At 60.4% G+C, this 14,287-nt stretch carries 10 protein-coding genes and 3 tRNA genes; 9 read left to right on the top strand and 4 right to left on the bottom strand.

Features of this window, described 5'->3' with window-relative positions; all coding sequences use genetic code 11:
• Positions 1 to 128 precede the first annotated feature (128 nt).
• The 4 genes from ACYU70_RS01935 to ACYU70_RS01920 form a co-directional block, all read right to left on the bottom strand.
• Positions 129 to 1,676, bottom strand: a complete 1,548-nt coding sequence (locus tag ACYU70_RS01935) for a T9SS type A sorting domain-containing protein (protein ID WP_342297878.1) — start codon at positions 1,674 to 1,676, stop codon at positions 129 to 131.
• Between the two features lie 293 nt (positions 1,677 to 1,969).
• A tRNA-Arg gene (locus ACYU70_RS01930) sits at positions 1,970 to 2,043 on the bottom strand.
• A 19-nt stretch (positions 2,044 to 2,062) separates the two neighbouring features.
• A tRNA-Pro gene (locus ACYU70_RS01925) sits at positions 2,063 to 2,136 on the bottom strand.
• Positions 2,137 to 2,215: 79 nt separating this feature from the next.
• Positions 2,216 to 2,303: transfer RNA gene (locus ACYU70_RS01920), tRNA-Ser, on the bottom strand.
• Between the two features lie 229 nt (positions 2,304 to 2,532).
• On the opposite strand from ACYU70_RS01920, the gene ACYU70_RS01915 reads away from it, so the two are divergent.
• The 9 genes from ACYU70_RS01915 to hisS all read left to right on the top strand — a co-directional run bounded on the left by ACYU70_RS01915 (position 2,533) and on the right by hisS (position 14,094).
• On the top strand, positions 2,533 to 3,513 hold the full coding sequence (locus tag ACYU70_RS01915; protein WP_342297880.1) for a VWA domain-containing protein: 981 nt from the start codon (positions 2,533 to 2,535) through the stop codon (positions 3,511 to 3,513).
• Complete coding sequence (locus ACYU70_RS01910) at positions 3,510 to 4,517, top strand: hypothetical protein (protein WP_342297882.1); 1,008 nt, start codon at positions 3,510 to 3,512, stop codon at positions 4,515 to 4,517. The genes ACYU70_RS01915 and ACYU70_RS01910 overlap by 4 nt, the downstream gene beginning before the upstream one ends.
• A gap of 148 nt (positions 4,518 to 4,665) precedes the next feature.
• Complete coding sequence (locus ACYU70_RS01905) at positions 4,666 to 5,850, top strand: acetyl-CoA C-acyltransferase (RefSeq protein WP_342297884.1); 1,185 nt, start codon at positions 4,666 to 4,668, stop codon at positions 5,848 to 5,850.
• Positions 5,851 to 5,970: 120 nt separating this feature from the next.
• A complete protein-coding gene (locus ACYU70_RS01900) occupies positions 5,971 to 7,419 on the top strand; it encodes a toxin-antitoxin system YwqK family antitoxin (RefSeq protein WP_342297886.1) in 1,449 nt (482 codons plus the stop codon).
• 557 nt (positions 7,420 to 7,976) lie between these two features.
• Complete coding sequence (locus tag ACYU70_RS01895) at positions 7,977 to 10,517, top strand: TonB dependent receptor (protein WP_342297888.1); 2,541 nt, start codon at positions 7,977 to 7,979, stop codon at positions 10,515 to 10,517.
• A 236-nt stretch (positions 10,518 to 10,753) separates the two neighbouring features.
• Positions 10,754 to 11,605: a hypothetical protein gene (locus ACYU70_RS01890; protein ID WP_342297890.1), complete on the top strand. Its 852-nt coding sequence runs from the start codon at positions 10,754 to 10,756 to the stop codon at positions 11,603 to 11,605.
• A gap of 118 nt (positions 11,606 to 11,723) precedes the next feature.
• Positions 11,724 to 12,068, top strand: coding sequence for a hypothetical protein (locus ACYU70_RS01885; RefSeq protein WP_460615874.1), 345 nt, complete (start codon positions 11,724 to 11,726; stop codon positions 12,066 to 12,068).
• Positions 12,040 to 12,405 (top strand): hypothetical protein, encoded by a 366-nt coding sequence (locus tag ACYU70_RS01880; RefSeq protein ID WP_342297894.1) that lies wholly within the window; start codon positions 12,040 to 12,042, stop codon positions 12,403 to 12,405. Before ACYU70_RS01885 ends, ACYU70_RS01880 begins: the two co-directional genes overlap by 29 nt.
• A 255-nt stretch (positions 12,406 to 12,660) precedes the next feature.
• Positions 12,661 to 14,094, top strand: coding sequence for a histidine--tRNA ligase (gene hisS / locus ACYU70_RS01875; RefSeq protein ID WP_342297896.1), 1,434 nt, complete (start codon positions 12,661 to 12,663; stop codon positions 14,092 to 14,094).
• Positions 14,095 to 14,287: the final 193 nt, after the last annotated feature.

The raw sequence follows: 14,287 nt of genomic DNA, 5'->3' as shown, positions 1-14,287 counted from the left end.
TCGGATTTTTTCATTTTCCTGTGCGCTGGAAAGGGGTTCGTGGCAGTCCCGTCCAGGGCCTGCAAACCGGCACAAAAAAAGGGCCTTTCTCCGCAGAGAAAGGCCCTTTTCAAAAGAAGGCTAGCTACTTAGTCAATCACAATCTTCTGGGTGGCCAGGCCGGCGTCCGTGCGGATTTGCAGGGTATACACACCGGTTTTCTCGCCGCTCAGGTCGAGGTTGACTTTGCGCGAGCCAACAGTGGCGGCGTTCAACGTCTGCGACTTCACCTGACGGCCCAAAGCGTCCGAAACGGTGAGTTGTGCGCCAGCTTTCAGCTCCGAGCCAAGGTCTATGCTGAACTGGCCGTTAGCGCTGGGGTTGGGGTACACGTTCAAAGCACTTTGCAGGGCCGCATTGCGGGTGGCCAGCGTCGTGCGCGAATACTTGTAGACACCGCCCAGGCCGTTCACATCCGTGTAGAGGCCACCGTAGCCCACTACGCTGTTAGGCGCGGTGCCGGCAATCAGGTCCATGCAGAAGAAATAGCCCGGATTGTTCAGATTGCTGCCGGAAACCGTAATGTTAGTCCAGTTGATGCCATCGGTGCTGGAAGAGAAACCGAAATCTTCGGGAACCTGGCCGGTGGTGGGCACGGGGTACCGCGGACCGGTGCTGTAGTACGTATTACCAACGGCATCGATGGCATTGCGGAAGAAGCTGCCGGTAGCCGTGTTTACGGGCGTGAAGGGCGACCAGGTCAGGCCGCCATCGCTGGTGCGGGCGTAGTTGATGCCGGTAACTGTGGCACTGGAGCCCGAGCCCGTGATGACGTAGCCGTAAGCAATGCCGTCAAGGTTATTGCTCTTGAAAGTCAACTGCGAGATGGACCCGATGATGTTCGGGATGATGGCCGAAGCCGTCCAAGTCAAGCCAAAGTCAGTCGTTTTGAACACCCGCACCTGGTCGGTGCTATTGGCCGAAGCCAGGCCTGTCCACAGCGTACCCGGCGTGGAGGTAGAAGCGTAGAAGGCGCCGGCGTTGCCGTATTCGGCCAGCAGGGGTGCGGGAACGCCCGCCGTCAGGCGGTTCCAGGTTTCGCCACCGTCAACGGTGCGCAAAATTTCAAAAACGCCCGGGTTAGTAGCCGTCTTGCCGGTAGGGTCGCCCAGGGCTACGCCGGTCGTGGCGTTGAACATGTGCACCCAGTTACAGAAAGAGCCGTCGCCAACGAACTTACCAACGGTTTTGTTGAGCCAGGTCGTGCCGCCGTCAGTGGTCTTGCGGATTTCGCCGCCATAGGCTGGCGAGCCGTTGGTGGGCTGCACAAAAGTGCTGCCAGGGTAAGCAGCCGCCACGGCGATGAGGTCGCTGACCCCGGAAATATTGCCCAGCGTTGCGGAGTGAGCCGTTGGCACAGCCCCGTCGGTAGTCAGCGTAACGGAGTTGAAATCAAATTCATCGCCCGCCGCGTTATTCGTACGAATAAAGGTATTGGGAATAGCAGCCGGAGCCCCAGTAGCTACCTTATCTGACGTTACGCCCCAAGCCACGGTTGGCGACAGAGTGTGGATGTCATTGATATTATACTGGGTCAGGATGTTGCTGTTGGGATAGTTAACCAGGGTCCAGGGACTCTGCGCGCGAGCTTGGGTGGCTAAGCCCAGCAGGCCCAGGAAAAGTAACTGTTTCTTCATGACAACTAAGATGTTAAAAGGGGTGAAGAGGGAAAATGAAAATCAAACGGGGGTGGGTGATGAAATGAATGGCAACCTCCGGCCATTAGCTGGCAAGGTTGCTATTCGGGCTCCAAGATAAGAAGGGTTGTGGATTTTACCTCAAAATAACGGATGAGCTTCGGCAAAACCGGGAATGGTGGGGCTCTGCCAGGCACGCTGCTGAGTGCTTATCACTACTGTAGCCCTTCGTTTTGAAAGCAACAGCCTGAAAATGCAAAAGGCCCTCCCCGCGGGGGGAGGGCCTTGTACAGTGGCCCCGTTTGGATTCGAACCAAAGACCGACTACTTAGAAGGTAGTTGCTCTATCCAGCTGAGCTACGGGGTCGAAACGGGGCAAAAAAATGTCGGGGTGGCAGGATTCGAACCTACGACCTCCTGGTCCCAAACCAGGCGCGATACCGGGCTACGCTACACCCCGAAAAAAAATAATGTTGAGTTTAGAAAACGACTTATTGGGTGGAGCCCCAACGAGCTGCTTTCGCAACCCAACATTATAGTGGAGAAGGGGGGATTCGAACCCCCGGTAACCTTTAGAGCTACGGCAGTTTAGCAAACTACTGGTTTCAGCCACTCACCCACTTCTCCGGCTGTTGTTCGCTTCCGTCTGAAGCGGGTGCAAATATACGGGCCGAACTGAAAGAGCCATGCTTTTGCCGAAAAAAATATCTGCGCTGTTAAAAAACGAAGGGTTCCGCGCGGGCCTATCTGCTAACTAAATCAAGCGTTTGAAGTGCTGATTTGCGCCTGTCAACTAATGCAAAAAAATGGGTAGCCCGGCCAGGCGTAGTAATATTGGTGCTCATTCTGACCGAACGTGCTGACCTGGGCTTATCCTGATTTTATAGTAGCGGCGCTGGCGCTGGGCCTGATGCTGGGCCTGCTGGTATGGCACTGGCGGCGGGGCGGCCGGCTGGCGCATCTGCTGGGCAGCCGGCCGCACCACCGCGGCTGGAAGGCCGTGCTGCGCATCGTGGCGGGTGGCCTGCTGCTGGCGGCCGTGCTGGGGCCGTCGCTGGGCGTGAGCCAGCGGCCCGTGCGCACGGCCGGCAAAGACGTGTGGCTGCTGGTGGATGTGTCGCGCTCGATGGATGCTACCGATGTGGCCCCTACCCGCCTGCTGCGCGCCCAGGCGGAATTGCAAGACTTGGTGGTGCAGTTCCCGGCCGACCGGCTGGGGCTGGTGGTGTTTGGGGCGGAGGCGGTGGTGCAATGCCCGCTCACGTATGACCAAGCGGCCGTGCAAACTTTTATTGCCACGCTGCGCACCAGCCTGCTGCCGGCCGGCCCCACCACGCTGCAAGCGCCGCTGGAATTGCTGTTGAGCCGCCTGACGGTGGCCCCCAGTACCGGCAGCCCTGCCCCACCCCGCGCCACGGCTCTGGTGGTGGTGAGTGATGGCGAGGACTTTGGCGAAAACCTGGAGCCCACGCTGCGCGCCCTGGGCCGCACCGGGGCGCGGATATATACAGTTGGGGTGGGCACGGCGGTGGGGTCCAAAATTCCGAAGGCCAACGGCAGCTTTGTGGTAGATGGAAAGGGCCGGGCCGTGCAAACCCGTCTGCGCGAAGCTCCGCTGCTGCAGCTGGCGGCCCAAACCGGCGGGCAATACGTGGAGTTGACCAACCAGCAGAACGGGTTTGGGCCGTTGCTGCGCTCGCTACGGGCCATGCAGGGCACTGCCGAGCAGGTACGCACCGTGGCTGTGGCCGATAACCGTTACCGCTACCCGCTGGCGGCGGCGCTGCTGCTGCTGGCGCTGGATGTGGCGCTCACCATCACCGTTATCCGGCCATGAAATACGCGGTGCTACTACTGCTAATGCTGGGCGGCCCGGCGTGGCACCTGCTGACGGGCGTGCGCGACCGCAACGTGGCCGTGGCCGACGCGACGGCCGCGTACACCCGGGGTAATGCCTCGCGGGCGGCCCGGGCTTTTGCGGCGGCGCTGGCGGCCCAACGCCAGAAAAGCCCGGACCCGCGCCTAGTGCTTAATCTGGCTCATGCGCAGGTGCTGGCCAACCAGCCAGAGGCCGCGCAGGCTACTTATGGGCGCTTGCTGGCGGGCACACCGGCGCGGCTGGGCAGCATTGCGCGGCAACAGCTGGCTGTGCTGGCGGCGCAGCGGGGCGAGTTGGCGCAGGCGCTGAGCCTGCTGCGGCAGGCGCTGCTGCTCGACCCTACTAATGCTGGGGCGCGGTTCGACTTTGAAGCCGTGAGCGACTACCTGGCCCGCCGGCCCAACAGCCCGCAGATTTCGGCCCCGTCCAAAGCGCCAGCTCCTGGCAAGCCCAAAGACTCGAACGATAAGAAATCAATGGAGAAAAATAAGCCGGGTGAAAAGGCGGGCACTGACCGCAAGGGCGAAGTCGATGATAACAAGACGGCCCCGCCCTCCCCGACCGCGCCCCAGTCCAGCCGACCCGACGCGGCGGGCCAGCCGGATAACCAACGTCCTGCCGTAAGCCCCGGCAACGCCGCCAATGGTGGCCGGACTCCCGGCACCGGACCGGCGCAGCCCGTGGCCAGCGGCAACGCACCCGGCACCCAGCGCGGTCTGGACCGCAACAGTGCTACGGCCGGCTCGGCAGCGGGCGGCAGGAGCAACCGACCCGGCACAGATGCCGCTACGGCTGCCGACCTCAGCCTGCAAACCCAGCGCGAGCGCCTGCAAGCCATGAACCTGAGTCCGGCCCAGGCCCGACAGCTGCTGGAAACGCTGCGGGCGCAGGAGCAGCAGTATTTGCAGCAGCTTACGCGGCCGACTATGCAGAAGCCCGACCCCGATAAACCGACGTGGTAGGTTTTATATCGTTATTCTGGGAAGTCATTCATCATCGCAACTCGCCACGGCTAACGACTGTTAGGCAAACTGCCGGCCGGTGCGTTTGAAATCCGTACTTTTGCGGCCTGATTCACCATCCCACCCCAACCCTTTCATTTTCCTGATTATGCAGATTAAAGAAGTTGTCATCATCTCGGCCGTTCGCACGCCGATTGGCTCATTTGGCGGGTCCCTCGCTTCGCTGTCGGCTACTGAGTTGGGCGCTATTGCACTCAAGGGCGCGCTCGACAAGGCCGGCGTGGCCGGCTCGGAGGTAAACCAGGTGATTATGGGCAACGTGATTTCGGCCAATTTGGGCCAGGCTCCGGCCCGCCAGGCCGCCAAGAAAGCCGGCCTACCCGACTCCGTGGAATGCACGACCGTGAACAAAGTGTGCGCTTCGGGCTCGAAAGCCATTATGATGGCCGCCCAGAGCATCATGCTGGGACAGTCGGACGTGGTGCTGGCCGGCGGCATGGAGAGCATGAGCAACGTGCCCTACTACCTCGACAAGGCTCGTTTCGGTGCGAAATATGGTCACGGCCAGATGATTGACGGCCTGGTACGCGACGGCCTGTGGGACCCGTACAACGACTACGCCATGGGCAACGCGGCCGAGCACACGGCCAAGGAAATGGGAATTACCCGCGAGCAGCAGGATGCCTTCGCCATCGAGAGCTACACCCGCAGCGCCGCCGCTGCTAAGGCCGGCAAAAAGAAAGACGAAATTGTGCCCGTCACCATCGAGAGCCGCGGCAAAACCACGGTGATTGAGGATGATGAGGAATACCTGAAAGCAGATTTCGCCAAATTCCCCACCCTGAAACCCGCTTTCATTAAAGAAGGCGGCACCGTGACGGCCGCCAACGCCTCGACGCTGAACGACGGCGCGGCCGCCGTGCTGCTGATGAGCCGCGAGAAAGCCGACGCGCTGGGCCTCACGCCCATCGGCCGCATTCTGGGCTTCGCCGATGCTGAGCAGGCTCCGGAGTGGTTCACCACTTCGCCCTCGCTGGCTATTCCGAAGGCACTGAAAAACGCCGGTAAGACGGCCGCTGACGTGGATTTCTACGAAATCAACGAGGCTTTCTCGGTGGTGAGTCTAGCCAACAATAAGCTGCTGAACCTGGACGGCGGCAAGGTGAACAAGTACGGCGGAGCCGTGAGCCTGGGCCACCCGCTGGGAGCTTCGGGCGCGCGCATCGTGACCACGCTGATGAACGTGCTCAAGAACGAGGGCGGCAAAATTGGAGTCACGGGCATCTGCAACGGTGGTGGCGGTGCCAGCGCCATTGTGGTGGAGGCGCTGTAGCCTTTTCGATAATTAAATTCCGAAAGCCCCGCCGTTTGAAACCGGCGGGGCTTTTTTTGGCCCGAATTTTAGCAAGAAGCCCTTCCGCACGGAAATAGCAATTCCTGCGTTCTTTCGCCTATGAAATATTTGTTGCCTTTTTGTTTGTTGCTGCTGGCCCTCCCCTCGCATGGGCAGCGGCTGAAACGATTCATCACCTACTACGACTCGCTGAAAACGACCAAGCGCGAGGTTTATACGGCCTTGGTGGCGGCCGATACTGTGCCGCAGGGCAGCTACAAGCGTTTTTACCGCAACGGCAAACTGGAGCAGCAGACCAGCTTCCGGCAGGGCAAGCGCGATTCGGCCTACGTGGAGTTTCATCCCAGCGGCACGCGGCGGCTGGAGGCTACTTATCAGGATGGCGTCCGGCAGGGGCCTTTCAAAACCTACTATGATGATGGGAAAGTGGCGCAGGCCGGCTTTTTTGTGGACGATGAGCCCAACGGCGACTTGACCTATTACCATCCCGATGGTTCCATCCGCCTGAAAACCACTTTGGTGAAGGGCCAGCCCAACGGGCCGCTGAAAGCCGTGTACCCTGACGGCAAAACCCAGGCCGAGGTGAACTATGAGAACGGCCAGCCCAACGGCGCGGTGAAATTCTACTACCCCAACGGCGCGGTGCAGAGCGAGGGCAGCTTCACGCGCGGGCTGCTGTCGGGTCCCTACAAAACGTATTATCCGAACGGGCAGATTGAGGTGGAAGTGCTGGCCGATAAGAACGGCCGGGGCCGCTACCGCAGCTACTACCAGAGCGGCAAGCTCCAGACGGAGAGCACCTACGCACCCGCTCCGCTGGTGCAGCGCCCCGTGAAAAACCAGCTTGGCGACGACCTGACCAAGCGCGTGGCCCCGCCCACTGGCACCAGCAACCTCGACGGCCCCGCCACCAGCTACTACGAGAGTGGCCAAATCAAGAGCAAGCTGACGTACCGCAACGGCATCCCCACGGGCCATGGCCTGGAATACTTTGAAAACGGCCACCTGCACGAGGAAACCGACTATAGCAACAACGGCCGCGACCGCAAAATCACGCGCTACCAGGACGCCGCGCCCGCCGTGGTGCAGGCCGAAGAGCAGTACAAGAACAACCGCCCCGCCGGCACCTGGCGCGACTATTACCCCGACGGCAAGGCCGTGCGCAAACAGGAAACCTACGGCCCCAGCGGCCGCCTGGTGGGCGACCGGATTACTTATTTCGAGAATGGCCAGGTGCAGACCAAGCAGACGTATCTGAACGGCTTTCTGGGCGGTGTGGGGCAGGAATACTTTGCCTCGGGCAAGCTGCGCAAGGAAACCACCTACGTGCGCAGCCAGATTCAGGGGCCGTTTAAAGAATACCGCGAGAATGGAACGGTGGCCGTGAACGGCCTGTACCGCAACAGCCGCCAAAGCGGCGTGTGGACTTATTACAAGGAAGATGGCACCACCGTGGACCGCACCGTGACCTACCGCAACGGCCAGCAGGTCACCGACCCCATCAAACAGCCCAAAGCCAAGCCCCGGCCCCCGCTGAAACGGAAGTAGTGTTTGGATACAAGAGGGTCATGCAGAGCGTAGCGAAGCATCTTTACCTCAATAGTAAAATCAATTAGTTGCGCAGTAAAGATGCTTCGCTGCGCTCTGCATGACGTGCATTTTACTGTTGCACTGAAAGCCCCGCCCTGTTAGGCGGGGCTTTTTTTTTGCTCTTGAGTCGATTTTAAATAACTCAGGCAACCGCCGGATGCAACCCGGCATCTAACGCTTCGAACCCCATTCCTCCGCCACGCCTTCCGAGGCCCCTACGCCAAAATTATTTTTCTGGCGCTTATAATCTGAATTTCAACTGGTAACAATCTCAAAAGCTTTGCTTAACAGAAATTTATTTAACCAGTACCTTGCGTTACAAAGTACCTGCTTTACATTTGTTCCATACAACGCCCAGTAGCTGCCGTCAGCGCGTACCAAAGACGGCCCGCTACCCGGCGCGGCTTCTCACTCACCGGGGATTCGGGCCCCGGACCCCTCACCTCCCCAGCGGAACCGCGGCCGCTGCCGGACCTGAGCCGCCCCTCGCCCGACCTCATCTTTTTCGCTGCACCATGAAAACCTTTTTCACGCCACTCACTGGTTTCTGCTTTGGCCGCCTGCTGCTCGCTTCGGCTACGATGATGTTCCTGCCCATTGGGGCGGCTATGGCCCAAACCGCTGGCCCCGGCCGCGTGAGCGGCAGCCTGGTGGAGGCTGGCTCCGGCCAGGCCGTGCCCTTCTCCGATGTGCTGCTGCTGCGCTCGGCCGATTCCACCTTTGTGGCGGTGGCCCAGACCACGGAGCAGGGCACTTTTAAAGCGGCTGCGCTGCCGCTGGGCACTTACTTGCTGCGGGTGCAGGACTTGAACTACGGCGTGCTGCGCCGCCGCTTTACCCTTACAGCTGCCGCGCCTTCGGTCGAATTATCGGGCCTGAAGATGAGCGCGGCCAAGGCTACCAAGCTGAGTGAAGTGGTGGTGACGGGCCAGAAAGCGGCCGTGGTGGAAGAGCTGGGCAAGCGCGTCATCAACGTGGAGAAGGACCTGGGCAGCGTGGGCGGCACGGCGGCCAACGTGCTCCAGAATGTGCCCTCGGTGAGCGTGGACGTGAACGGCACGGTTTCGATGCGCGGCACTTCCAACATCACCATCCTCATTGATGGCAAGCCGGCGGGCGTGAGCAACGGCGGCGGTGGCGGCGGCCAGCGCCTCGACCAGATTCCGGCCTCGCGCATTGCCCAGATTGAGGTGATTACCAACCCCTCGGCCAAGTACGACGCGGCCGGCGGCGGCGGGGTTATCAACCTCATCACCAAGAAAGAAACCAAGACCGGCACCAATGGCACGGCCGCCATCAACCTGGGCACCGCCGACAAATACAGCGGCAACCTCAGCCTGAGCCGCAAGGTGGGCAAAGCCACCTGGACCGCCGGCTACGACGGCCGCGACGTGACCTACGGCAGCCACGGCCACGCCGAGCAAACCGCCCTGCTGGGCCCCGGCGAAACCGTGCGCACCACGCAGGTAAGCGTGGGCGACGAAATCCACCGCAACCACTCGCTACGGGCCGGCGTGGACCTGGAATTGCCCAAAAGCCAGACCCTGGGCCTGAGCGTGAACGGCAGCACCGAGCGCAACATCGAAGGCGAAAGCCAGGAGCTGGGCCAGCAAACCAACGCCGACGCCGTGCAGCGCGCCCGGGGCCGGCAGGACCTCGACGTGAAAGTGAAAGTCCTGAACTTCAACAGCAACTACCGCCGCACCTGGGAAGCCCACAAGGGCCGCGAGCTGAGCGCCAACTTCGGCGGCGTGGTGATTGACGCCAACGTGCCGGTGGTGCAGCGGCAGTACGCCGAAGCCGGCTCGGTGGGCGTGCCGCAGCCCGGCACCCGGCAGCTGCTGGAGCTGCTGGCCAACGTGCAGTACGGGCAGGTGGACTACACCCACCCCCTGGCCGACGGCAAAGGCCGCCTCGAAATGGGGGCTAAAGTAGAGCGCCAGGCCAACGACGGCAGCAACAGCTTCGGCTATGCCACCAGCGAAGCCCGCCCCGACGACTTCCGCAACGACCCTACCCGCTCGCTCACCTACACCTCGCAGCAGGTGGTGCCCGCCGCTTACGTGACCGCCCAGCACAGCTTCGGCAAGAAGTGGAACGCCCAGGCCGGCCTGCGCTCCGAATACACTTACCTGTCCGGCTCCATCCAGGGCGGCGAGGGCATTGCCCAGCGCGGCAGCCTCAGCCAGGACTACCTCAGCTTCTTCCCGTCGGCCCTCATCAGCCGGGACTTTGGCAAGGAAGCCGGCCAGAACCGCCTGCAGCTGAGCTACGCCCGCCGCCTCAACCGCCCCAACTTCATGCAGCAGCTGCCGCTGGCCATCTACCAGGACCCGCGCAGCTACCGCCTCGGCAACCCGCGCTTGCAGGCCGAGTTCAGCAACAACATTGAGCTGGGTCACCAGCTCACCATCGGGCAGGCCACCATCACCAGCACCTTGTTTGCCCGCATCACCACCAATTCCATCCAGCGCCTGCGCTTCATCGACACCACGGCTACCCGCCTGGCCGGGGCCGGCGCGGGCCTCGTGACCGCCGAAACCTACGACAACCTGGGTACCACCACCAACCTCGGGGCCGAGTTCAGCCTCAACCAGCCCCTGGCCAAGTGGTGGCGCGTGACTGCCAGCACCAGCCTCTACCGCGCCCAGATTGCCGGCAACGGCATCGCCAACAACCGCACGGCCTTGGTGGGCAGCGCCCGCCTCGCCAACAACTTCACCATCCGCCCCACCCTGGAAATGCAGCTGAGCGGCAACGTGCGCTCGGCCTCGCTCACGGCCCAGGGCCGGCAGCTGGCCTGGGGGCAGGTCGATTTGGCCCTGCGCCAGCGCCTCTTCTCCGACCGCGCCGCCCTCACCCTGCGCGTTTCCGACCTCTTCAACACCAACGTGTACCGCACCGAAATCGCCACCGATGCCCTGAGCAGCACCCGCTACAGCAAGGACGAAACCCGCGTGGGCTGGCTGGGCTTCACCTGGTACATCGGGGCCAGCAAGGCCAAGCCGGGCCGCATCGAGGCCGCGCCCCAGGGCGGTGGCGGCTTCGGCGGCTGAGGTTAACCTCCTTTTACCACCCATTGCCACCCCGCTTTTCTCACCTTCTTCTTTCTGCGAAAAACCCCGTCGTCGGTTCTCCGGCGGCGGGGTTTTGTGTTTTGAATGATATTAAAATAAATGCCGCAGTTTATTACATAATAAGCTCCGTTACTTCGCGGCTCATTGTATAATGCGTTGCACCATTATCACTGAGATGAAGGGTGTGATTTCAGGAATTACTCAGCATTTATAAAATGGAAGTAGTCGTCGCTGAATTTGAATTGTATGTCCAGTTTGAGCGGCAAAGCCAAACCCCGCAACGGGTGTTTAAGGCCATTGCAGATTTGGTGACTGCCTTTACCAAATTCGATGAATTACTAGCGCAATCTATTCTTCCCGAGCTGCACGCCGAGTTGATTCTGGACGATGTAGAAGCAGGTTCCATCCGGTCAAAGCTGGCTATTTTATTGCGCGGCATCCCCGACGAAGCTATCAAGAACTTCGACTGGAAAAAACTGGTCGGCCATTTTTTGCTAAAAGCGAAGTATAACCTATTAAAGCTATTGGAAGGGAAAGAGAGCTTTACCGACGCACAGGAAATCGAAAACCTGCGCATCTCTCTAGAATCGATGGCTCCCACCGAAACATTCAACCCCTTAATGGTGCCGGGCCAGATTCCATCCATCAAACTTGTGGGATTGATTGAGGACATTGTTCGGGCCGCCGCGCTCCTACGTTCTAACGATTACGCCGACTACCGTTCGCAATTCGGAAATGCCCGCATCAATCCCAACTTTGATACCTCGAACCTCCGGGCTTTGCTTGCGACGAATACTGAAACGTCCGAAAACGAGTATCTGGTTAGAATCAAACGGCCCGATTTTATGGGCGAAGCCATGTGGGAGTTGGTATTGAAAAACCACACTATTCCCGCAAAAATGGCCGATACGGCGTGGCTAGAGGAATTCCATCAGGGCCTTGTCGACGTGAGGCCCAATGACTATTTAAGCATTCGGCTACGTACTGATACCACGTTCCAAGGCAGTTTTGGCAATCCTCAATTGCATTACACGGTACTCAAAGTCCTTGGCGTGAAGCGCTTCTAAGTCACCCCGCAGCCCAAGGAGACACCGCAAAGCCGTTCCAGTGCATCTGGAGCGGCTTTTTGCTTCTTCCGGTGAGCTACTAACTTTTATTTCAGCATTAGTAAAGGCTTTTCTGGTAGTGGAAAAGACTTATCCAGCATTGGTTAAAGGTTTTTCACTGTCAGTAAAGGCTTTGCCAGCCTTGAATAAGTCTTTTCTACTACCGGAAAAGCCTTTACTAATGCTGGTCAAGTCTTATTCAGCGTTGGTAAAAGAGTTGCTGGTACTAGTTAAGTCTTTCTCGGATTCGGCAATTTCTTCTCCGGCACTGGCATCGAATATTTCCACACGCAATACGGCTGATTTCACGCCTGAAATTCAATTATTTCCCGTAGTTTGGCCGGGCCAATCAGGCACGAATTCTTCATCTACTTCTTTACCAAAATTTCCACAACATGGCTTCTATCCAACGCGAATCGGCTGAGCTGGCCGCCGCGACCAAACGCATGAATGGCCTCAAAGCCATCGACCCCGACGGCAAGCTCGATTTGGGCAACGGCCACACCATGAAATCCTATCAGGAACAGATGGACACCGTGAAAACCAACCTCAGCAACTACAACGAGGCCCGCAGAACCCTCGACGCGCTCAAGAATACCCTGGACGCGTCGGAAAAAGTGCTGGCCAAGAAATCGAGTGCCTTGCTCACGGGCGTGGGCCAGAAATTGACCAAAGACAGCAGCGAGTACGAGCAGTGCGGTGGCATCCGCGAGAGCGAGCGCAAGAAGCCCGTACGGGCCGCGAAAGTAGCCAAGGCATAAAAGAACTAGGTTGGCATTACGTAAGCCGCTTTCCTCCGCTGCGAGGGAAGCGGCTTTTTTGTACTGGGTGAGGAAACGGATGGCGCGGGCCTGCGGCCCGTGCCGGCTATTGGCGGGCCTCCAGGCCCGCGGGTGCCCGCGCCGTTTGGGTTTTGTTCAACGATTGCAGGCTGGAAGCCTGCCAATAGTCGGCACGGGCCGCAGGCCCGCGCCATCCGTGGGCCATCGGCGGGGCCCAACTACCTTTGCCCCGTTATGCAAAAACCGAGTATTCCCAAGGGCACCCGCGACTTTGGCCCCGCGCAGGTGGCGCGCCGCCAACACATTTTCAACGTTATCCGCCGCACGTTCGAGTCGTTTGGCTTTGCGCCGCTCGAAACGCCGACGCTGGAAAACCTCTCCGTCCTCACCGGCAAGTACGGCGACGAGGGCGACCAGCTCCTGTTCAAGGTGCTGAACTCCGGCGATTTTGCCAAGGACGTGACGGCTGAAGATTTGGCTACCGGCTCGAAAGCCCTGCTGCCCAAAGTGGCCGAAAAAGGCCTGCGCTACGACCTCACCGTGCCCTTCGCCCGCTACGTGGCCATGAACCGGGGCACCCTCACCTTCCCCTTCAAGCGCTACCAGATGCAGCCCGTGTGGCGCGCCGACCGTCCCCAGCGCGGCCGCTACCGCGAGTTTTACCAGTGCGATGCCGACGTGGTGGGCACCGACTCGCTGCTCTGCGAAGCCGAAATCGTGCTCATGATGGCCCAGGTGCTGGACGGCCTCGGCCTGCACGATTTCACCATCAAAATCAACCACCGGGGCGTGCTGCGCAACATTCACCAGGCGCTGGGCGGCGAAGGACGGGAGACGGATTTGTTCGTGGCGATTGATAAGCTCGATAAAATCGGGCGCGACGGCGTGACCAAGGAGCTGCTGGAACGCGGCTTTACCGAGCCGACCATTGACACGCTGTTTGCCCTGCTCGGGGTGGATGGCAGCTACGAGGAGAAGCTCCAGCGCCTGCTGGCCGGCTTCGTGACGGCTGGCGTGGAGCCCGACGGCACTCGCCCCACGGCGGCCGAAGACTCGGCCGCAACCGATGAAATAACCGCCAGCTACCGGGGCCTGACGGAACTGGCCGAGGTGCGCGACCTGCTGGTGGCCTCCGGTTTCCGGCAGTTCGACCGGCTCGAATTCGACCCCACCCTGGCGCGGGGCCTCTCCTACTACACGGGCTGCATTTTCGAAGTCAAAATCAACAACGTGCAGATGGGCAGCGTGAGCGGCGGCGGGCGCTACGACAACCTCACCGGCTCCTTCGGGCTGCCGGGCGTGTCGGGCGTGGGCTTCTCGTTTGGCGTGGACCGGCTGTACGACTGCCTAGAGGCGCTGGATTTGTTCACGATGACGGCTGAGACTCCCACCCGCTGCCTCATCACGCACTTCGACGTGGCCAGCGGCCGGGCCGCCCTGCCGCTGCTGGCGCAACTGCGCGCCGCCGGCATCCCCAGCGAGTTATACCCCGACGTGAGCAAGCTGCAAAAGCAGTTCAAGTACGCCGATGCCAAGGGCATTCCGCTGGTCATCGTGCTCGGCCCGGAGGAAATCGCGGCCGGCGTGGCCAAGGTGAAAATCATGGCCTCCGGCGTGGAGCGCGTGCTGCCGCTGGGCGAAGTAGTGGCGGCGCTGACGGTGGAGTAATCAGGAATTGTATTGAACAACAAACTCCCCTCCTTACCAAGGAGGGGATGTTTCAGCGAAGCTGAAACGGGGGTGGTTAGGGCTTGCGCGCCGTTGGCAGTTCGTTCCAATAGCATTCAACGCCACAACCACCCCCGTCCGAGCCGTTGGCTCGAACATCCCCTCCTTGGTAAGGAGGGGAGTTTTTTTCGTT

Source organism: Hymenobacter segetis, assembly GCF_054776495.1.
This window is presented reverse-complemented; position numbering and strand designations above follow the sequence as displayed.